General features: G+C 71.9%; 17 protein-coding genes. 10 read left to right on the forward strand and 7 right to left on the reverse strand.

Translation table 11 applies throughout. The features are described from left to right. Positions 1 to 34 precede the first annotated feature (34 nt). From AAFN69_RS21325 to AAFN69_RS21335, 3 genes are all read left to right on the forward strand, one after another. On the forward strand, positions 35 to 1099 hold the full coding sequence (locus AAFN69_RS21325) for a GNAT family N-acetyltransferase (RefSeq protein WP_347730265.1): 1065 nt from the start codon (positions 35 to 37) through the stop codon (positions 1097 to 1099). Positions 1100 to 1274: 175 nt separating this feature from the next. Next, positions 1275 to 2561 carry a glycosyltransferase gene (locus AAFN69_RS21330; protein ID WP_347730208.1) on the forward strand — a complete coding sequence of 429 codons (1287 nt, stop codon included), beginning with the start codon at positions 1275 to 1277 and terminating at the stop codon, positions 2559 to 2561. An 11-nt stretch (positions 2562 to 2572) separates the two neighbouring features. Continuing rightward, a complete protein-coding gene (locus tag AAFN69_RS21335; RefSeq protein WP_347730209.1) occupies positions 2573 to 3388 on the forward strand; it encodes a polysaccharide deacetylase family protein in 816 nt (271 codons plus the stop codon). 19 nt (positions 3389 to 3407) lie between these two features. On the opposite strand, the gene AAFN69_RS21340 is transcribed toward AAFN69_RS21335, so the two are convergent. From AAFN69_RS21340 to AAFN69_RS21360, 5 genes are all read right to left on the reverse strand, one after another. Continuing rightward, a complete protein-coding gene (locus tag AAFN69_RS21340; protein ID WP_347730210.1) occupies positions 3408 to 4511 on the reverse strand; it encodes a hypothetical protein in 1104 nt (367 codons plus the stop codon). Positions 4512 to 4516: 5 nt separating this feature from the next. Continuing rightward, the gene (locus tag AAFN69_RS21345; RefSeq protein ID WP_347730211.1) at positions 4517 to 4969 is read right to left on the reverse strand and encodes a hypothetical protein; all 453 of its coding nucleotides are present in this window, start codon (positions 4967 to 4969) and stop codon (positions 4517 to 4519) included. Further along, a complete protein-coding gene (locus tag AAFN69_RS21350; protein WP_347730212.1) occupies positions 4966 to 7431 on the reverse strand; it encodes a glycosyltransferase in 2466 nt (821 codons plus the stop codon). Before AAFN69_RS21350 ends, AAFN69_RS21345 begins: the two co-directional genes overlap by 4 nt. Before the next feature lie 128 nt (positions 7432 to 7559). Continuing rightward, on the reverse strand, positions 7560 to 9800 hold the full coding sequence (locus AAFN69_RS21355) for a lipopolysaccharide biosynthesis protein (protein WP_347730213.1): 2241 nt from the start codon (positions 9798 to 9800) through the stop codon (positions 7560 to 7562). Between the two features lie 650 nt (positions 9801 to 10450). After that, on the reverse strand, positions 10451 to 11458 hold the full coding sequence (locus tag AAFN69_RS21360) for a SigB/SigF/SigG family RNA polymerase sigma factor (protein WP_347730214.1): 1008 nt from the start codon (positions 11456 to 11458) through the stop codon (positions 10451 to 10453). Positions 11459 to 11759: 301 nt separating this feature from the next. Here AAFN69_RS21360 and AAFN69_RS21365 point away from each other — a divergent pair, with 301 nt between their 5' ends. Both AAFN69_RS21365 and AAFN69_RS21370 read left to right on the forward strand, forming a co-directional pair. Continuing rightward, positions 11760 to 12128, forward strand: a complete 369-nt coding sequence (locus tag AAFN69_RS21365) for an STAS domain-containing protein (protein WP_347730215.1) — start codon at positions 11760 to 11762, stop codon at positions 12126 to 12128. Positions 12129 to 12350: 222 nt separating this feature from the next. Next, positions 12351 to 12863, forward strand: coding sequence for an ATP-binding protein (locus AAFN69_RS21370; RefSeq protein ID WP_347730216.1), 513 nt, complete (start codon positions 12351 to 12353; stop codon positions 12861 to 12863). Between the two features lie 186 nt (positions 12864 to 13049). Here AAFN69_RS21370 and AAFN69_RS21375 read toward each other — a convergent pair whose 3' ends face one another. Continuing rightward, positions 13050 to 14549 carry an oligopeptide:H+ symporter gene (locus AAFN69_RS21375; protein ID WP_347730217.1) on the reverse strand — a complete coding sequence of 500 codons (1500 nt, stop codon included), beginning with the start codon at positions 14547 to 14549 and terminating at the stop codon, positions 13050 to 13052. A gap of 504 nt (positions 14550 to 15053) precedes the next feature. Between AAFN69_RS21375 and AAFN69_RS21380 the strand changes: the two genes are divergently transcribed. Beyond that, on the forward strand, positions 15054 to 15731 hold the full coding sequence (locus AAFN69_RS21380; RefSeq protein ID WP_347730218.1) for a response regulator transcription factor: 678 nt from the start codon (positions 15054 to 15056) through the stop codon (positions 15729 to 15731). Positions 15732 to 15875: 144 nt separating this feature from the next. Further along, positions 15876 to 17144 (forward strand): ATP-binding protein, encoded by a 1269-nt coding sequence (locus tag AAFN69_RS21385; protein WP_347730219.1) that lies wholly within the window; start codon positions 15876 to 15878, stop codon positions 17142 to 17144. Positions 17145 to 17153: 9 nt separating this feature from the next. Here AAFN69_RS21385 and AAFN69_RS21390 read toward each other — a convergent pair whose 3' ends face one another. Then, positions 17154 to 17684 (reverse strand): GtrA family protein, encoded by a 531-nt coding sequence (locus AAFN69_RS21390; RefSeq protein WP_347730220.1) that lies wholly within the window; start codon positions 17682 to 17684, stop codon positions 17154 to 17156. Positions 17685 to 17865: 181 nt separating this feature from the next. Here AAFN69_RS21390 and AAFN69_RS21395 point away from each other — a divergent pair, with 181 nt between their 5' ends. The 3 genes from AAFN69_RS21395 to AAFN69_RS21405 are packed head-to-tail and all read left to right on the forward strand — an operon-like array spanning position 17866 to position 20735. Continuing rightward, on the forward strand, positions 17866 to 19005 hold the full coding sequence (locus AAFN69_RS21395; protein ID WP_347730221.1) for a 5-(carboxyamino)imidazole ribonucleotide synthase: 1140 nt from the start codon (positions 17866 to 17868) through the stop codon (positions 19003 to 19005). Continuing rightward, the gene (gene purE, locus AAFN69_RS21400) at positions 19002 to 19532 is read left to right on the forward strand and encodes a 5-(carboxyamino)imidazole ribonucleotide mutase (protein ID WP_347730223.1); all 531 of its coding nucleotides are present in this window, start codon (positions 19002 to 19004) and stop codon (positions 19530 to 19532) included. The genes AAFN69_RS21395 and purE overlap by 4 nt, the downstream gene beginning before the upstream one ends. Before the next feature lie 6 nt (positions 19533 to 19538). Then, positions 19539 to 20735: a dipeptidase gene (locus tag AAFN69_RS21405; RefSeq protein WP_347730224.1), complete on the forward strand. Its 1197-nt coding sequence runs from the start codon at positions 19539 to 19541 to the stop codon at positions 20733 to 20735. Positions 20736 to 20765: the final 30 nt, after the last annotated feature.

Consider the following 20765-nt stretch of genomic DNA (forward strand, 5'->3'; position numbering starts at 1 on the left):
CGCGCACCCCGGCGGCGGAGACGTACACGTCCGGGTGGTCAGACCCGGTGAGCTGGACGAGCGGGACATCCGCTCCTGGCGCGAACTCCGGGCCGGCGCCGACGTCCCCGCCAGCCCCTTCATGGAACCGGAGTTCACCCTCACGGTGGGCCGGGTCCGCCCCGCCGCCCGGGTCGCGGTACTGCACCAGGACGGCGAGCGGGCCGGATTCTTCCCCTTCGAGCGCGGCCCGCTCGGGCAGGGCCGGGCCATCGGGCTCGGGGTCTCCGACTGCCAGGGCGCCGTGATCCGCCCCGGCCTGGACATCACCGCCCGGGAACTGCTCCGCGCCTGCTCGCTCTCCGCCTGGGAATTCGACAATCTCGAAGCCGGACAGGAACTCTTCACCCCCGAGGCGGCCGAGGAGTTCGAGTCCCCGGTGATCGAGGTCGCCGGCGGATACGAGGCGTACGAGGAAGCCCTGCGCGCCGAGTCGCCCAAATTCCTCCGGACCACCCTCGCCAAGGAGCGCAGACTCGGCAGACAGGCCGGCGAGGTGAGCTTCGTCTTCGACGAGCGCGACCCCGCCGCCCTGCGCACCCTCATGGAGTGGAAGTCCGCGCAGTACCGCCGCACCGGCCGCCGCGACCGCTTCGCCAAGGAGTGGATCACCACCCTGGTCCGGCTGCTCCACGAGTCCCGCACCCCCGGCTGCTCCGGTGTGCTCTCCGTGCTCTACGCCGCCGGGCGCCCCGTCGCCGCCCACTTCGGCCTCCGCTCGCCGACCGTGCTCGCCTGCTGGTTCCCCGCGTACGACCCCGCGTACGCGAAGTACTCGCCGGGGCTGATACTCCATCTGCGGATGGCGCGGGCCGCCGCCGCCGAGGGCATCGGGATGCTCGACATGGGCCGGGGCGCCGCCGAGTACAAGGACTCGCTCAAGACCGGGCGGCTCAGTGTCCACGAGGGCTCCTCGGTCCGCCCCGGCGCCGGTGCCGCGCTGTACTGGGTGAGCCGTGAGCCCTCCCGGCGCGCCCAGCACTTCGTCCGCAGCCGGCCCGGACTCGCCGAGTACGGCCGGCGGACCCTGAACCGCGTGGGCAGGCTCCGCGGCGACTGATCCCCGTCCGGGTCCTGTCCGAGGACGTCTCCCGCCCGCCCCGCCGCCGTCCGCCGTACCCGGGTCCCGCTCACCCGCGTACCGCCGCGGTCCGGCACCCCGCCCCCGTATCCGTGATCGCGCCGCACACCCTCGACCGCGCGCGCCGACCCTCCCCACCGAACAAGGAACCGCCATGGAGAACCCACCCAGCATCCCGCCCCTTCAGGTCGCCCAGCTCGATCTGGACGGGCCCGAGGGCACCGTCCTCGGGTTCGGGCCCGCGACGGTGCCCGGGGTGGAGATCGGCGGCGGCGAGGTCTACACGCTGGTGCGGCTGCGCGGCCGGCCCGTCGCCACCGTCGTCTGCCGGATCCCGCCCGGCAAGAACGCCGCCGACGCCGTCGCCGCCGAGGCCCGCGCGCTGCTGGCCCGGTCCGCCCCCGAGCCCCCCGGGCCCGGGTTCGGCCGCCCGCCGCGCACCAGCGTGGTCATCGCCACCCGGGAGCGCGCCGACCAGCTCGCCCGCGCCCTCGACTCGGTCCTCGCCCAGGACCACCCCGACTTCGAGGTCGTGGTCGTGGACAACGCCCCCCTCACCGCCGCCACCAGGGAACTGGTCGAGGGGAAGTACCCGGGCCGGGTGCGGTACGCCCGCGAGGACGTCCCCGGTCTGGCCATCGCCCACAACCGGGGCGTCGCGGTGGCCGACGGCGAGATCATCGCCTTCACCGACGACGATGTGATCGCCGACCCGCACTGGCTGACCGCGCTCACCGAGCCCTTCTCGGCCGACCCCGGTCTCGGCTGCACCACCGGACTCATCCTCCCCGCGGTCCTCGGCACCCCCGCCCAGATCCTGCTGGAGAGCCACGGCGGCTTCGCCAAGGGCTTCGCGCCCCGCACCTGGGACCCGGCCGCCCCGCCCGCCGGCGAACCGCTCTTCCCCTTCACCGCGGGCAGTTTCGGCTCCGGCGCCAACATGGCCTTCCGGGCCGGTGTGCTCCGCGACGCGGGCGGCTTCGACCCCGCCACCGGCACCGGCACCCCCGCGCGCGGCGGCGACGACCTCTACGCCTTCGTCCGGGTGCTCGCCGCGGGCCACCGGCTGCGCTACACCCCCGAGGCGCTGGTCTGGCACCACCACCGGGAGACCTGGCAGGATCTGCGGAACCAGGCGTACGGCTACGGCGCCGGGCTCACCGCCTATCTGACCGCCGTACTGGTCCGCCGCCCCGCGCTGCTGCCCTCCCTGCTGCGGAAGCTGCCCCGCGGTTTGGCATATGCCCGTAGCATCACGGCTCACCGGGACTCAGCGGAGACGGCCGTACCCGGGGCACACGGAGCACAGGACTACCCGTGGCCGCGCCATCTCTCCCGCCTGGAGCGCCGGGGAATGCTGGCCGGACCGATCGGGTACGCCAAGGCACGCCGCCGGGTCCGCGGCGTACGGCCGCCGTGGGCCGGCCGCACGGACGCGTAAGAGGGATCGGCATGCACGATGGCGGAGGGGCAGCGGAGCCCCCCATTCCCGTACTGCTCTACCACGCCGTCATGGACGATCCGCCGGAGTGGATCGCCGAGTTCACGGTCACCCCGAAGGACTTTCTCGCCCAGCTCGACGCCGTGGTGGCGAGCGGGCGCACCCCCGTGACGGTCTCCGGGCTCGTCGCCGCCCTCCGGGGCGGCGGCGAACTGCCCCCCCGGCCGGTGGTGCTGACCTTCGACGACGGATTCGCCGATCTGCCCGGCCCGACCGCGGAGGCGCTGGCGGTCCGCTCGCTGCCGTCGACCGCGTATCTCACCACCGGCGCCATCACCCCGGGGCTGCGCAGCCTGCTGCCCCCGGCCCCGATGATGACCCTCTCCCAGGTGCCGCTGCTGGAGCAGTACGGGATGGAGGTCGGCACCCACACGGTCACCCATGCCCAGCTGGACACCCTCCCCGCCGCCGCGCTCCGCCGGGAACTCGCCGAGCCGAAGGCGGTCCTGGAGGATCTGCTCGGCCACGAGGTGGCGCATCTCGCCTATCCGCACGGCTACAACAGCCGGGGGGTGCGGAAGGCGGCGCTGCGCGAGGGATACGCCTCGGCGGTCGCGGTCCGGCATGCGCTCACCTCGCAGTCGGACGAGATGTACCGGATCTCCCGGCTCATCCTGCGCCGTACCCACACCCTGCGGGACGTGGAGGAGTGGCTGGACGGGCGCGGCGCGCGGGTGGCGCCGTTCCGCGACTCACCCGCCACCGCCGGATGGCGGCTGTACCGGCGGACCCGCGCGCTGGTGCGGGGCCGGGTCTTCGCCGGCTGACGGGGCACGCCGGCGGGGCTCACCAGGGGCGGCGCTGGTTGAAGTACGGGTCGGCGACCGCCTCGCGCAGGCTCTTCCAGGAGGAGTCCCGCGCCAGCGAGAGATCGCACCCGGGCCCGGGGTCGCGCCAGTTCCACTGGAGCGCGGCCTTGACCCCGTCGAGCTTCTTCACCACCCGGGGCACCTCGGCGTACCACTCGGCCTGCCGGCCGGGCCGGGTCGGATCGTCGGCGCTGCCGAACTCCGAGAGCATCAGCGGCTTGGTGTCGGAGATGTTCTCGCGGATCCACCGGTGCGGCTCGGTCTGGGTCTCCTCGAAGGAGATCCAGGGCGCCTTGTGGCAGCGGTAGTAGTTGTACTGGTTGTAGGCGATCCAGTCGACATAGCGGTCACCCGGGTAGAGCTTGGGGAAGAGCTTGTTGTAGCCCGGATAGCCGGTGATGGTCCAGGTCCAGACGGCGTTGTCGACCCCGAGCTCGGCGAACCGGTCGTGGATGTGCCGCCAGGCGGCGACGAATTCGGCGGGGGTGCCCTCGGCCGGGACCCGGGTGTCCATCTCCAGGTCGAAGGAGAGGAAGACCGGCTTCTTGTACGCCTTGATCCGCTTCGCCTGGACGTCGATCACGGTCCGGTCGAGCGCGCCGGAGGCGATCTGCGGCCACTTCGGCTGCTGCTTCGCCGTCCCGCCCCACCACTTGCTCTCCCAGGAGAGCAGCAGCATCCGCTCCTCGCCGACCCTGCGCTCCTGGTCGGTCAGGAGAGTGCCCTCGATGTTGTCGGACATGTCGTGGTACGCGTAGACGATGTCGAGCTTCCGCCCGATGCGCTTCTCGTAGGCGAGGACCTTCTCCTCCAGATCCGGCTTCTCGTGCCGGACGTACGCGCCGAACCAGGCACCGCACGTGGGCACCAGCAGCGGGCCCGGACGGCACTTCGGATCGCTCTTCGCGGTCCGGGAGTCCGCGGCGCCGGGGTCCGGCGCCACGGCCGCGCGGAAGGCGAGGGTGCCCGCTATCAGCGCGCCCACGACGGCGGCGGTGACCGCCAGCAGCCGGCGCCGGCCGCGCCGCGGGGCGGATCCGGCCGGTGCCCCGGGGGTGCCGGTGCCTTCGGGGTGCTCCACGGGGATCAGCCTTTCCTGGACGGCGCGGTGGTGGCCGGCAGTCGGTGCTTGCCGGCCGGCAGCTGCGGACAGCAGGCGGCGAGCATGGTGAGGACGGTGAGCAGGGCGAGCACCCGCAGGCCGCTGAACTGCTCGGCGGCGATCAGCCCGGTGGCGCAGATGACGGCGCTGCTCATGCTCAGCAGGACGACGATCACCACCTGCTCGATCCGGTCCGAGTCGCGCTCGAAGCCGCTGTCCCAGCTCTCCGCCGGGCCGACGGCGCGGCGGCGGTTGAGGGCGGGGGTGCAGACCCGCAGGATCGCCGCCCCGGGCCCGGCGAGCAGGAAGAGCGCGACGGGCACGAAGCGGAAGACGGACGCGGCGGGCAGCGCGGTGGCGGCCATGGCGATCAGGCCCGCGACGGGCGGCAGGGTCCGGATGATGTGTGCCCGGTATGTCGTGAGCAGCTGTTTCATGCCGTCCTCCCCGCGGAGTCGCTGGTGTGGTTCCCGGCGGCGGGGTTCTCCGGCCGCGAGTGCTTTCTCTCCGCCCGCTCCCCGCCGGAAGCCTTGCTGTCCGGAGTCTTGCCGTCCGGAGTCTCGCCGTCCGGGGTCTTCTCCCCGGACTTCTTCTCGGTTTTCCCGGGCTCCTCCGCCGGCTTCCCGCTCCCCGGCGGCTTCTTCAGCCGGTAGACCACCCCGGCGCTGTTGCGGCCGATCCGCTCGAAGAGCGGGGACGCCGCCACCGAGCGCTCGATCCCGCGGAGCTGGTCGCCGGTGAGCATGCCGTTCATCTCGGACTGGGCGATCTGGCCCTGGGTGAGCAGCAGATACGCCTCGCCGGGCGCCTTCACCCCGCCCATGTCGCTCGCCAGGGTGCCCGCCGGGTCCTTCACGATCTTCTCGACATGGACCTTGGCGTCGTCCAGGAACCAGTAGTGGTCGACATCCCAGTACGAGGCGTACGCGAGCGGGTAGTTCCGGTGCGCCGCCACCACCAGGGACCCCTCGGGGGCCCGGTCGAAGAGCTTCTGGACCAGGGCGACCTCCTCCGGCGGGAAGTAGCTCAGCCGGTCCTTGCCCGAGTAGCTGGGCACGAACAGCAGTGTCATGGCCGTCAGCACCACCGTGGGCACCACCGCGTACCGGATGCCCTTCGCGGGCCGGGGCGCTCCCCGGCCGCCGGGCTCGGCGCCCAGCGGGCGGGCCGCCGGGAGCAGCGCGGCGGCGGCGAAGAAGGCCAGCGCGGGCAGCATGAACATCAGCACCCGGAAGATCATTTCGCTGCCGTACCCATTGGCGATGGCCATCAGCGGCGGCACCCCGGCGAGCAGCAGCAGCGGCCGGGCGCGGTGGCGCAGCAGCCGTCCGCCGCGCAGCACCCCGACGAAGGCCAGCACCACGATGGCCGCCGACAGCAGCCGGGAGCACCAGGACATCAGCAGCACGGCGGAGCCGGTCGGCTTCGACCCGTACCCCCGCTCCAGATTGCTCGCCACCTTGCCGAAGGAATCGATCATGTCGGGCACCGCTTCCCTGAGGAACGGCAGCGACGCGGTCAGATTCCACGAGGCGAAGACCAGCAGCAGCACGATCACCAGGGTCCAGTCCCGGTAGCGCCGCATCAGACAGAGCGATGCCAGGGCCACCGTCAGCATCACCGGGGTGAGCTGGTGCGAGATGACCACGGCCGCGATCAGCGGCACCAGCAGCGCGGTCCACACGAGCTGCCGGGAGCGCCGGCCCGGCGTCCGGCGCTCGGCCCGGCGCAGGGCGACCGCGATCACCCCGACATAGAGGGCGAGCGCCAGCGACTGGGGGGAGAAGTAGTCCTGGCCGACCCAGTTGGCGACATAGAAGAGCCAGACGGCGGTCCAGATCAGCCGCCGGTCCTGGGTGAAGGTGCGGTAGATCAGCAGCAGCGGCCCCAGCAGCAGCAGACTGGAGAAGAGCGGCCACCAGGACATGAACGCCAGCGCGTTCTCCACCCCGGTGAGCCGTACGAACGCGGCCTGCGCGGCGAAGAATCCGGGCCACTGGTCGTAGACCGCCATATCGCCCAGCTCGGCCCCGCGCTGGAGCCGGCCCGCGTCGATCAGATGCTCGATGACCGCGTCGTGCTTCCAGCCCCAGGCGTAGAGCGGGGTGGGGTAGACGACCGCCTGGGTGGCGCGCTCCATGACGAGCAGACCGGCGGTGTAGGCGAAGGGCCACCAGTTGCTGCGCGCGGGGTCGCGGACACAGAACCAGAAGCCGACCGCGAGGGTGACCAGTCCCAGCCAGAAGAAGACCGGGAGCTCGGCGACCAGTCCGTAGTCGCCCAGATCCGACGGGTCGGTGAGGGCGACGCCGATCGCCCAGAGCACCATGGCGGCGGCGAGCGGCGCCGCGAGCTTCACCAGCGTGGACCGGCTGTCACGGCCGCCGTCACGGCCCGCGGCGCCGTCACGGCCCGCGGCGACGGAGAGGCTCATGGTGGCCTGATCCGTTACGGGAACGGGCGCGGCGCGCACGGAGCCGGCCGCGGGCGTCCCGGTACGTCCCGCCGAGGCGCGCAGGGCGGCGACCGAGAGCCCCATGGTGGCCTGGTCGGGCACAGCGGGGGCGGCGGGCGCGGTCGCGCCGCCGGATATCGGTCCGCCGGGGGCCTGCTCATCGGCGGCCGGACCCCGGCGCCGGGAACGCCTGCCCGCGGCCGGACCGGTGCCGGTCACCGGCGCGGCGCCGGTGTCCCCCGCGGCTTCCGCCTCACCCGGTCCACCCGGTCCGGGGGCCCGCCGGCGCCGTCCGCCGGGCCGGCCGGGCTCGGCGGCCCGTCCCGTCCCGCCGTCGCGTGCCGTCCCGCCGGCCGGTCCCGTTTCGCCGGCCGGCCCGGCGGAGCCCGCGGCGGCGGCCCGCCTCGCCTCCGCCGCGCGGAGTTCGGCGACGGAGAGCGTCACGGTGGGCTGATCGACCCCGGGCTCCGGCACGGTGCGCCGGCCCGGCTCCTTCGGCCCGTCCGCTCCGGGGGGCGCGCCGGATCTCCCGGAATCAGCGGATGGTGGTTGCACGCTTCACCCCAGGTAGCTCAGTTCTTCGACGACGCGGTACGCGCCATGCGTATCAGGACGAGTGCCAGTGCCACACCGGCGAGGCCCAATTGCAGCGAGAGCGCGTACGGCGCCAGCGGGCGCTGGAGCGCCCAGCCGCAGACCGCCAGCAGCCAGATCAGACCCCACTGCGCCGGCACCGGCAGCCGCAGCGCCCGGACGATCGGCAGCACCGAGGCGAGCGCGAAGAGCTGGCAGACCGCGGGCAGCCAGCGCAGCGGCAGCTCGACGCCGTCCAGGCCGCCGGCGGAGGCGAGGAAGCCGGCCAGCGCCTCGTACCACGCGCCGCTCACCGGCTCCGGTTCCCAGCCCAGCGCGGCCGGGGCGGTGTGCAGCGCGGCGAAGGTGACCACCGTGCCCGCGCCCAGCAGCGCCGGGCGCGGGCGCAGCAGCGACAGCGCGGCGGACTGCACCACGATCAGCAGCACCCCGGCGGTGACGGTGACCGGCGGCAGCGCCCGCATCAGCTCGGCGCCGGAGAGGGTGAAGAACGGGATGTCGGGCGCGTACGCCAGCGGCAGCCAGAAGAGCACGGCGGCCAGCCCCAGCAGCAGCCAGAGGGTGAGCGCTATCCGCCCCTCGACCGAGGCGGACTCCTCGGCGGCGGCCCGCTGCCGGGCCCGCTCCGCCTGCTCGGCCCGCTCGGCGGCCCGGCTGGTCGGCACGTACATCGGGATGCCGAAGGCCGGGGTGGCGTCGTCGTGCGCCCCGCGCAGATACGCGGTCTGGCGGGCCCAGTCCTCGCCGTACTCCTGGGCGTACTCCTCCACCTTCGCCTGGCGTTCGGCGGCCTTGCGGGCCCAGTTGGTGCCGTACTCGTCCTCGCTGCGGCGGCCCCGCAGCAGCTTGCTGGCCAGCCTGGACGGCTGCTGCTCGCGGGTGGAGAGGGCGGCCCGCAGACCGGGCGCGGCGACCAGCGCCATCAGCGTCATCGAGCCGAGCATCGCCCACCCCGCACCGGCGATCCCGGTGGCGGAGAGCAGGACCGGCGCGCTGCCCAGCACCAGTAGGCACATCCCGCCCTGGAGCAGGGCGAGCATGCCGGTGCGGCCCTGGACCCGGAGCACCCCGATGTAGAGCTCGACGGCGACCCGGGGCAGTGCGGCGGCGGCCAGCAGCCGGAGCACGGTGGTGCCGTTCTCGGCGTACGCGGCACCGAACGGGGCCAGGATCAGCGGGGCGAAGACCACCAGGATCAGCACCACGGGGATCAGCAGCACCGCCATCCGCCGCAGCGCGCCGCGCACCCCCGCGGCCAGCGACTCCGGGCTGTGCGAGGCGTGCGCGGTCAGCGAGGAGGCCATGTTGATGGCCATGAACTCCATCGTGCCGCCGACGGTGTACGCGATGTAGAAGTAGCCGTTGTGCTCGGCGTCGAAGTGGACGGCGACCATCACCGGCAGCAGATTGATCATCGCCAGGGAGAAGAGCGCGCCGACCGAGTCCCCCGCGAGGAACCGGCCGATCTCCTTCATCCGGGGCGGCTCGCGGTCCCGGTCGGCGGCGGCCTGGCCGGGGATCAGCTTCCGGAAGATCAGCCAGGCCAGCGGCAGCACGGACAGGACCATCGCGGCGGCCCAGGAGACGAAGATGCCGAGGACCGGCAGGGCGGTCGCGAAGGCGGCCAGCAGGATCAGCTTGCCTATGGAGAAGACGGCATTGCCCACCGGCACCCAGAAGGCCCGGCGCAGACCGGTCAGCACCCCGTCCTGGAGGGTGAGCAGCGCCCAGCCGACACAGGCGGCGATGAAGAACAGCCCCGGCCACAGCCCTTGGAGCGGGGCGTACGACGAGCCCCACAGATCGAGCGTGAAGAGGAAGACCACCGAGGCCACACAGACCACGGCGGAGCTCACCAGATAGGTCCGCCAGACCAGCGGGCCGGTGGCCCGGCCGGCCCGGGGCACATACCGGACCACGGCGCCGATCATCGTGGTCGCGGTGAGCGAGGCGATCAGCCGCATCGCGGCGATGGCGGCGGAGCCCTCGCCGACGGCGTCCTTGCTGTAGTAGCGGGCGGCGACCAGCCAGAAACCGAGGCCGAGCGCGGCGGAGACACCCGTGGAGAGCATCAGGGCATAGGCGTTGCGGAACATGGAGTCGCCGCCGTGCTCCGCCTCGTCGGCGTCCGGTGCCGCCGTGTCCGCGGTGTCCGGATCCGCCGGCGGGTCCTCTCCGTGCGGGTCGGGCAGTTTCCGCAGCCGCGTGGTGTCCGTCACCGCTCCCGCCCCGTGTGGCGGGCCGCCCCGCTCCGGGTGCCCGTCTCTGTGCCGCCGGCCGGGTGTCCTGGCAGGGTGCGGATGCGCAAGGTGGTTGGTTCGCCTGTCGGGTTCGGGGGGATGCCGGGCCGGGATTCCGGTCCGGTTCCGTACGACGCGGAGGTATGTGCTCCGGTTCCGTCCGGGGCGGCCGTCTCGCATCGCGGCGTCCCGGGGCGCCGCGGACGTGCCCCGCCCGGCCGCTTCGGCCGGCGGATCTCCGCTCCTCCCTGCGGCGGCGGGCCGGCGGCCGTGCGGAAACCGCCTCCGCCGGCCCCGGCGGTGGGCAGCGCGCGGAGGAGGGCACGGCCGCGGACCGGTGGCATCAGCATGCGCCCACCCGGCGGACACCGGTGGCGCGGGGCCGCGAGGAGCCCCGGACGGCATGACGGTACATACAGAAATTCTCTGCCCGGGCGCCGGCGCAACAGTTCTTCCGATGCCGTGTACGCGGACGGGCAGCCCTCCCCACGAGCCATTTTGTCCCCCCGGTTGCCCCGCGCTCAATGTGGACCACCCGAATCGGCCCGTCAACAGCGTTCCGGGGCCCCCTCCGGCACGGGAGGGAGCCCCGGAGAAGCACGGGCCGGCCCGGCCCGCGCGCCGCCGTCTCACTCCGGAGAGGTGAGACCTTTCCGCAGCTTGATCAGGGTGCGCGAGAGCAGCCGGGAGACCTGCATCTGCGAGATTCCCAGCTCCTCCCCGATGTCCGACTGGGTCATGTCGGCCACGAAACGGAGGGCGAGAATTTTACGGTCCCGTGGCGGAAGACTTGCCATCAGCGGCTTCAGGGACTCCAGGTACTCCACACCCTCCAGGGCGGGGTCCTCCTGCCCGAGCCGCTCCGCCAGGGTGTTGCCCAGATCGTCGCCGCTCTCCCCGCCGCCCGGGGGCCGGGCGTCGAGGGAGCCCGCGGTGTACGCGTTGCTCGCGGCCATGCCCTCCACCACCTCGTCCTCGTCGATGCCCAGATGGGCGGCGAGTTCGGCGACGGTGGGGGAGCGGTCGAGCCGCTGGGAGAGATCGTCGCCGGCGCGGGCCAGGGCGAGGCGGAGCTCCTGGAGCCTGCGGGGGACCCGGACCGACCAGCTGGTGTCGCGGAAGAAGCGCTTGATCTCGCCGACCACGGTCGGCAGAGCGAAGGTGGGGAATTCCAGTCCGCGCCCCGGCTCGAACCGGTTGATGGCCTTGATCAGGCCGATGGTGCCGACCTGGATGATGTCCTCCATCGGCTCGCTGCGGGAGCGGAAGCGCGCGGCGGCGAATCTGACCAGGGCGAGATTGAGTTCGACCAGGGTGTTGCGGACATACGCGTACTCGGGGGTGCCCTCTTCGAGGAGTTCGAGCCGGGCGAAGAGTGTCCTCGACAGGGCGCGGGCGTCGGCGGGGGCGATGTCGCCGCTCCGTCCGGATCCGGGAAGGTCTTCGGGAAGCCGCTCGGGAAGGTCCTCCGGGGTGTCCTCCGCGAGTTGTCCGGCGGGTTCTCCGGAGTCGTCCTCCGGTTTCGTGTGATCGGCCGCGCGGCGGTCGGCGGGGCCGTTCTCGCGGCCGGCGTCGTGGCCGGGATGCGGGTGCCGGGACATAGGGGCGGTGGGGGTGTGGTCCAGGCGGGGTGACATGCGTCTCCTCCATCGTTTTCGGCATATGGCTGCCGATGCCCGTGTGTGCTCTGCGGTGAGCGGCGCCTCCGAAGCCGGTCGGGAGATTGGGGTGTGCTTTCCGTGTCCTCTCCAGACCTACCCGCTCCAACCGCGCCACCGCAAGTGTCAATTACCCTATATGTCTGTTTTATTGGGTAGTTCTGCTGGCCGCCCCTCTATCGAAGGCGTAATGTTCGACGCAAGTCACCGTGGGGATCGCGGCGGAATCCGCCCCATCCCCACACCACGCGCAGGACACGGCGAATGAAGAGGAACGGGCATGGACCGCGGGACGGTCGGCAGCGCGAACCGGGGCCGCCTTCAGGTCGAGGTTCGGACCGAGGGTCGGAGTGAAGTCGTCAGGCCGATGGGTGAGCTCGATCACCACACGGCCGGGCTGCTGAGCGCACCCCTGGACGAAGCGCTCGCGCAGGGGCGCTCGCGTCTGGTCGTTGACTGCTCCGGGCTGGAGTTCTGCGACTCGACCGGGCTCAATGTGCTGCTCGCCGCCCGGCTGAAGGCGGAAGCGGCCGGGGGAGAGGTCCATTTGGCCGCGATGCAGCCCGTGGTGGCGAGGGTGCTGGAGATCACCGGGGCCGAGGCGGTCTTCACCGTCCACCGGACCCTTGAGGAAGCCCTTTCCGGCTGACCGGCCGTCCCTGAGGACGGCGGAGCCGCTCTGCTGTGGGCGAAGTGAGTGTTGTCACCACGTGTCAGGGCAGGAGAACTCCTGTGTCCCCATCTCCTCCGGGCGGTGGACCGGCACGCTGAAGGACGAGCAGTGGCGTTGGAGCCGCCGGCGCGGCAACAGGCGCCGGCACACGACAGTGACAGCAATGGTGAACCGGTGAATCGGTGAGGTGAGGCGCTGATGAGCACCACCCGGCCACAGAAGTCGGGCGATCTCGGCCCCGAGCCGAACGACGTCGTCGACGTCGTTCCACCCGGGGGCCCCCTGGCATCGGGGGTGCCCGGCGGGCCGGTGCGCAGCCTTGCCCTGGGCAGCGCCAGCGGCATCGTGCCGCTCGCCCGGGACTTCACCCGCCAGGCGCTCCACGACTGGGGCTGGCTGCCCGCCGCCACCGCCGACCGCCGGGCCGCCGCCGAGGACGTCCTCCTGGTCGTCTCCGAGCTGGTCACCAACGCCTGTCTGCACGCGGAGGGCCCGGAGGAGCTGAGGGTCGGCTGCGACGGCAGGGTACTGCGCCTGGAGGTCACCGACCGGGGCGCCGGCCAGCCCGCACCCCGCACCCCCCACCGCGCCGGGCGCCCCGGCGGCCACGGCATGTTCATCGTCCAGCGGCTCTGTGTCGACTGGGGCGTCACCCGGGTGCCCGGCGCCCCCGGCAAGACGGTCTGGGCGGAGCTCGCCGCCCCCGTGTAGCCACCCCGCGCTTCTCCCGTGCCCGCACCCCGCCGCGACCGGCGGGGTGCGGGCCGTTTCCGTACGGCCCCCTCGGCGCACCGGCCGGGCCCCGGTCCGCCCCGCCCCCGCTCCGGCGCACGCGAACGGGCCGTGCCCGCCGGAGGTCCGGCGGGCACGGCCCGTGTCGTGCGGGAGTGCCGCGGGTCAGTTCACGCCGCCCATGAGGGGCTTCACCTTCCGGCGGAACATGAAGATCGCGACACCGGCGATGACCGCTATCGCTCCCTGCGAGGCGAACCACAGCGGGGAGTTCGACGGCGTGCCCACCGCCTGGAGCAGAGCGATCATCGAGCTGCCCGCGGAGATCGCGAGGAACCAGATGCCCAGCATCTGCGAGGAGTACTTCTTCGGGGCCAGCTTGGTCGTCAGCGACAGCCCGACCGGGGAGAGGCAGAGCTCACCGAAGGTCATGATGAAGTACACGCTGACCAGCCACATCGGGGAGACCTTCGAGCCGCCCTCGACAATGCCCTGCGCCGCGGTCATCACGAAGAACGACAGACCGATGACGACCAGCGCCAGCGAGAACTTCGACAGGGTGCTCGGCTCCCGGTTCCGCCGGGAGAGCGCCACCCAGGCCATCGCGAAGAGCGGTGCGAGCGCCATCACGAAGAGCGGGTTCAGCGACTGGTACCAGGTGGTCGGGAACGTCCACCCGAACACCACCCCGTTGGTGTGGTCGTTCGCGAAGAGCGAGAGCACCGAGCCGCCCTGGTCGTAGATCGCCCAGAACGCGACGGCGGCGACGAAGAACCAGCTGTAGCCGGACATCCGGGAGCGCTCGACCGGCGTCAGGTCCTTGTCCCGGCGGATCTTGAACAGGTACCAGGCCGGCACCGCCACACCGAGGATCGACAGCGGCGTCAGCACCCACTGCTTGGTGAACACACCCGACAGGCCGACGATCGCGTACGCGACACCGGTGACGGCCAGCCAGAACAGAGCCTTGCGGATCAGCGCGTCGCGCTCGGCGGCGGGCAGCGGGGTGTGGACCTTGCTGGACTCCTCGCTCAGGTGGCGGAAGCCCAGGAAGAAGAAGAGCAGACCGATCGCCATGCCGACACCGGACATCGCGAAGGCCAGATGCCAGTCGACCTGCTGGCCCACGGTGCCGATCGTCAGCGGAGCCGCGAAGGCGCCGATGTTGATGCCCATGTAGAAGACCGTGAAGCCGCCGTCGCGGCGCGGGTCGTTCGGGTCCTTGTAGAGCTGGCCCACCATCGTGGAGATGTTGGCCTTCAGCAGACCCGAACCCGCCGCCACGACCGCCAGACCGATGAAGAACATCCAGTCCGCCGGAACGGCGAGCATGAAGTGGCCGGCCATGATGATCACGCCGGCTATCGCGGTCGCCTTGCGCGCGCCCCACACCCGGTCGCCGAGCCATCCGCCCGGAAGGGCGAGCAGATAGACCATGGCGTTGTAGACCGAGTAGATCGCCACCGCCGTCGCGTAATCGATGCCGAGCCCGCCCTTGGCCACTTCCGTGGACAAGTACAGGACCAGCAGGGCCCGCATGCCGTAGAAGCTGTACCGCTCCCACATCTCGGTCATGAAGAGGAAGGCCAGTCCGCTGGGGTGGCCGAAGAAGGTCCTCTCACCGGCCGGGCGGCCCGTGGAGTCCTTCGTCAGGCTTGACGCCATGGTCGATCCTTGCTTGTCGGGACGCACCGCGTGATGAGCGGTTGAGCGCCCGGTGGGGGTGACCGGCACCGGCGCGGGAACTGCCCCACCTCACGCCCGGGAGGCCCGTCCCGGCACTGCCGGGACGAGGGAACAAGACCGCACCGGGATCCACGCCCCGGCCGCTTCATCGCGTCCGGGGCCCGGCCCACAGGTCATTCACTGTCGATGGGGGGACCGGACGCTCCGGCCCCGCACACACAAGAGACCCCTGGCACGCCACCGCTGCTGCTCTCACTGCTCATCGCATGCGCGGCAGGCCAAAGGTCTCCGTGTAGTGCTACAGGCGTACTCGACACCATACGACATGACACTGTCGGATATGGAAGGACTTGAGATATGGATCACAGGCAGCCAGGGAACCGCGTGCCCTGAATCGAAGGTCGTACGCCTCTTTGACTGTGGGACCCGCAGGGCTTGTGGATCACGCCCCGATGCCTACCTCTCGCGGACTACCATCACTGCATGACGCGTGTACTGCTCGCCGAGGACGACGCATCCATCTCCGAACCGCTCGCCCGCGCGCTGCGCCGGGAAGGGTACGAGGTCGAGGTGCGCGAGGACGGCCCGGCCGCGCTCGACGCGGGTCTCGCGGGCGGCGTCGATCTGGTCGTACTCGATCTCGGCCTCCCCGGCATGGACGGCCTCGAAGTCGCGAGACGCCTCCGCGCGGAGGGGCACACCGTCCCGATCCTCGTCCTCACCGCCCGCGCCGACGAGGTCGACACGGTGGTCGGCCTGGACGCCGGCGCGGACGACTACGTCACCAAGCCCTTCCGCCTCGCGGAGCTCCTCGCCCGCGTCCGCGCCCTCCTCCGCCGCGGCGCGACCGAGCCCGCGCCCGCGCCGGCGACACACGGCGTCCGCATCGACGTGGAATCCCACCGCGCCTGGATGGGCGAGGAGGAGCTCCAGCTCACGGCGAAGGAATTCGACCTGCTGCGGGTGCTGGTCAGGGACGCGGGGCGGGTGGTCACCCGCGATCAGCTGATGCGGGAGGTGTGGGACACGACGTGGTGGTCCTCGACGAAGACGCTGGACATGCACATTTCCTGGCTGCGGAAGAAGTTGGGGGATGACGCGGCGAACCCGCGGTATATCGCGACGGTGCGGGGTGTTGGTTTCCGCTTCGAAAAAAGCTGACGGGGCGGGGTTTCTGGTCACCCTGGCGCGGGGGCCGGGGCGGAGCCCCGGAAAGACACCCGCACCACGGGCAAGGGCGCCCGCAGGTGCCCCGACCCGCATAGGCTCGGCGCGCCGGAAACCCCACCCCCGCCCGGAGGGCACGTGCGTCGACGACTCATCAACTCCACTCTCGCCGTCGTCCTGGTCGTCATCGCCGTCTTCGGCGTGTCCCTCGTCATCGTCGAGACCCGCACCATCACCCAGAGCGCCGAGGAGACCGTCAAGGCCAGCGCCGTACAGCTCGCCAGCTCCGTGGAGGTCCTGCTCGGCAACGGCGAGGCGATCACCGCCGAGAAGCTCGCCGAGCACAACGGCGGCGGCCCCCAGTACGCGCGGATCGAGATCCCGGGGCGGCAGCCCATCGAGATCGGCAAGCGGCCGGGCAGTGGCGCGATCAAGGGGGAGGCCACCGGGAAGGCGCAGGTGACCGTGGTGGTCGAGGAGCCGGGCTCCCTGATCACCCGGGAGGTCGGGGAGAGCCTGCTGATCATCGGCGGCGTCGCGGTCATCGCGGTCATCGCCGCCGTGCTGCTCGCCGTCCGGCAGGCGAACCGGCTCGGGTCGCCGCTCACCGATCTCGCCGAGACCGCCGAGCGGCTCGGCTCGGGCGACCCCCGGCCCCGCCACCGCCGCTACGGCGTGCCCGAGCTGGACCGGGTGGCCGATGTGCTGGACGCCAGCGCGGACCGGGTCGCGCGGATGCTCACCGCCGAGCGGCGGCTCGCCGCCGACGCCTCGCACCAGCTCCGCACCCCGCTGACCGCGCTCTCCATGCGGCTGGAGGAGATCTGCGCGACCGACGACCCGGAGACGGTGAAGGAGGAGGCGAACATCGCGCTGGCCCAGGTCGAGCGGCTCACCGACGTGGTGGAGCGGCTGCTCACCAATTCACGCGATCCGCGCACCGGCTCCGCGATCGTCTTCGACCTGGACGAGGTGGTGAAGCAGCAGATGGCGGAGTGGCGGACCGCCTACCGCAGCCACGGCCGGGCGCTCGTGGCGTCCGGGCGGCAGGGGATGCGGGCGGTCGGCACCCCGGGCGCGGTCGCCCAGGTGCTGGCCGCGCTGATCGAGAACTCGCTGATGCACGGCGGCGGCACCGTCGCGGTCCGCACCCGGGTCACCGGCAATCAGGCGGTGATCGAGGTGACCGACGAGGGCCCCGGAGTGCCCGCCGATCTCGGCGCGCGGATCTTCGAGCGGAGCATCAGCGGGCGCAATTCCACCGGTATCGGCCTGGCCGTGGCCCGGGATCTGGCCGAGGCGGACGGCGGCCGGCTGGAGCTGCTCCAGCAGCACCCCCCGGTGTTCGCGCTCTTCCTGAGCCGCGCCGCGCGCGAGCGCCGGGAGGAACCGCCGACGGTCCGGTAGCCGGGATGGTCAGTGCCGCGGACCCACCGCGTCCGGCCGGGGTGCGCGTACACCCTTCTCGTCCTGCGCCAGGAACGATTCCGCGGTCTGTACGGCCTCCCGCGCGGGCATCGCGCGGAAGACCCATGTCCGGTAGGACCAGAAACGGAAGAGCGTCGCGACGCCGATGCCGAAGAACTTGAAGAAGTTGCTCTGGAGCGTGCTGTCCCAGCCGAAGCCGTAGGTCGCCGCGTACAGGATGCCGTTCTCGATCACCATGCCGACCACGCTGAAGAGCAGGAAGAGCGAGAGCTCCCGGGTCCGCCCGCTCTTGTCGCGGTCACGGTAGGTGAAGTAGCGGTAACCGAGGTAGTTGAAGAGGATGGCGACGGCGTTGGCCACCAGGGAGGCCCGCACCACGGGCAGCTCGGTGGTGGCGCGCACGACATTGAAGACGGCGAGGTTGACGATCACACCCGCGCCTCCCACCGCCCCGAACTTGGCGACTTCGCGCATGAGCTGGTCGAGCTGCCCGCGCAGCGCTCCGCCTCGTTCACTCATAGTGAGAGTCCAGCCCCATCAGATCGGCATCGGCAACCCAGCCATGCTAACCAGCGGTACGCCCCCTTGCCCGGGGACGGCGGTGATGGTGTGGCGAGCCGGAGCGGCCCCGGCCGGTCCCGTACGGCGCCCCGGCCCGCCCGGGAAGGGCCTCCGGGCGCGCGCCCGATACCCTGGGAGCGTGACGTTCCCGGTAGTCGGCATGGTCGGCGGCGGTCAGCTCGCCCGTATGACCCACGAGGCGGGCATCCCCCTCGGCATTCGTTTCAAGCTCCTCAGCGACACTCCCCAGGACTCCGCCGCCCAAGTGGTGAGCGATGTCGTGATCGGGGACTATCGCGATCTGGACACGCTGCGTGCGTTCGCGCGGGGGTGCGATGTGATCACTTTCGATCACGAGCATGTCCCCGTCGAGCATCTGCGCGCCCTGGAGGCGGACGGCATTCCCGTCCGCCCGGGGCCGGACGCGCTGATCCACGCGCAGGACAAGGGGGTGATGCGGGCCCGGCTGACCGAGCTCGGCGCCCCCTGCCCGAGGCACCGGCTGGTGAGCGACCCGGCCGATGTGACGGCGTTCGCCGAGGAGGCCGGGGGCTTCCCGGTCATCCTCAAGACCGTGCGCGGCGGTTACGACGGCAAGGGCGTGTGGTTCGTCCGCTCCGAGGCGGACGCGGCGGAGCCGTTCCGCGCGGGTGTGCCGGTCCTCGCCGAGGAGAAGGTGGAGTTCGTCCGCGAGCTGGCGGCGAACATCGTGCGCTCCCCGCACGGCCAGGCCGTCGCCTACCCCGTGGTGGAGTCCCGCCAGGTCGACGGCGTCTGCGACACGGTGATCGCGCCGGCCCCCGGTCTGGACGAGGCGGCGGCGGGCGCCGCCCAGCAGCTCGCCCTGCGGATCGCGGCCGAGCTGGGCGTGGTCGGCCATCTCGCCGTGGAGCTCTTCGAGACCGCCGACGGCCGGATCCTCGTCAATGAGCTGGCGATGCGCCCGCACAACTCCGGTCACTGGACCCAGGACGGCGCGATCACCTCGCAGTTCGCCAACCATGTGCGGGCGGTGCTGGACCTCCCGCTCGGCGATCCCCGCCCGCGGGCGCCGTGGACGGTCATGTGCAATGTGCTGGGCGGCGATTATCCCGACATGTACGCGGCGTATCTGCATTGCATGGCACGGGACCCGCAGTTGAAGATCCATATGTACGGCAAGGACGTGAAACCGGGCCGCAAGGTGGGTCATGTCAACACCTATGGTGATGATCTCGCGGATGTCCGTGAGCGCGCCCGCCACGCGGCCGACTACCTCAGAGGGACGATCACCGAATGACCAGCACCACCCCGCTTGTTGGCATTGTCATGGGTTCCGACTCCGACTGGCCGGTGATGGAGGCCGCCGCGCAGGCCCTCGCCGAGTTCGAGATCCCCTTCGAGGTCGATGTGGTCTCCGCGCACCGGATGCCGCGCGAGATGATCGCGTACGGGGAGAGCGCGGACGGGCGCGGCCTCAGGGCGATCATCGCCGGCGCCGGCGGGGCCGCCCATCTGCCGGGCATGCTCGCCTCCGTCACCCCGCTGCCGGTGATCGGTGTCCCGGTGCCGCTGAAGTATCTGGACGGCATGGACTCGCTGCTCTCCATCGTCCAGATGCCGGCCGGTGTGCCGGTGGCGACGGTCTCGGTGGCGGGTGCCCGCAACGCCGGTCTGCTGGCGGCCCGCATTCTGGCGACCCGGGATCCGGAGCTGCTGAACCGGATGCGCGAGTTCCAGCATGAGCTCAATGAGCAGGCGACGGACAAGGGCAAGCGGCTTCGGGCCAAGGTCGAGGGTGCGGGCTCCTTCGGCTTCGGGAAGTAACCCGCCATGGAATCTGCTTCCCGGCATCTGGACCGGGCGAGGGAAATCCTCGCCGCCCACCCCGTGGTCGACGGCCACAACGACCTTCCCTGGGCCCTGCGCGAGAACGTCCGCTACGACCTGGACCGCCTCGATGTCTCCGGCGACCAGAGCGGACGGCTCCACACCGACCTCCCCCGGCTGCGCGCGGGCGGGGTCGGCGCGCAGTTCTGGTCCGTCTACGTACGCTGCGGAATGGCCGGCGACGACGCGGTCAGCGCGACCCTGGAGCAGATCGACGGAGTGCGCCAGCTGCTGGCCCGCTACCCCGCCGAGCTGGCGCCGGCCCTGACCGCCGACGACATGGAGGCGGCCCGCGCCGAGGGCCGGATCGCCTCGCTGATGGGGGCCGAGGGCGGCCACTCCATCAACAGCTCACTGGCGACCCTGCGGGCCCTGTACGAGCTGGGGGTGCGCTATATGACGCTCACCCACAACGACAACGTCCCCTGGGCCGACTCGGCGACCGACGAGCCGAGCGCCGGCGGTCTGACGGCCTTCGGCCGCGAGGTCGTACGGGAGATGAACCGGCTCGGCATGCTGGTCGACCTCTCCCATGTCGCGCCGTCCACCATGCGCGACGCCATCGCGGCGAGCAGCGCCCCGGTGATCTTCTCGCACTCCTCGGCGCGGGCGGTCTGCGATCACGTCCGTAATATCCCGGACGACGTCCTGGCGTCGCTGCCCGCCAACGGCGGAGTCGCGATGGCCACCTTCGTGCCGAAGTTCATCCTCCCGGAAGCGGTCCAGTGGACCATGGCGGCGGACGAGAATCTGCGCCGGCACGGCTTCCACCACCTGGATCTCTCCCCGGAGGCGATGAAGCTGCACGCCGCCTTCGAGGAGGCGAATCCGCGTCCGATCGCCACCGCGGCCACGGTCGCCGACCATCTCGACCACATGCGGGAGGTCGCGGGCGTCGATCACATCGGCATCGGCGGCGACTTCGACGGCACCGCCTTCACCCCGGCGGGGCTGGAGGATGTGGCGGGCTATCCCAACCTGATCGCCGAACTGCTCCACCGCGGCTGGTCGGAGGCCGATCTGGCCAAGCTCACCTGGTCCAACGCGGTACGGGTGCTCCGCGACGCCGAATCGGTCGCGAACGATGAGCGTGCCCGGCGCGGCCCGTCGAACGCGACCCTGGCCGAGCTCGACGGCTGAACCGGCGGGGCGGGGTGCGCGCCGCCGTCC

This window comes from Streptomyces sp. CAU 1734, assembly GCF_039888735.1.
Lineage (GTDB): Bacteria > Actinomycetota > Actinomycetes > Streptomycetales > Streptomycetaceae > Streptomyces.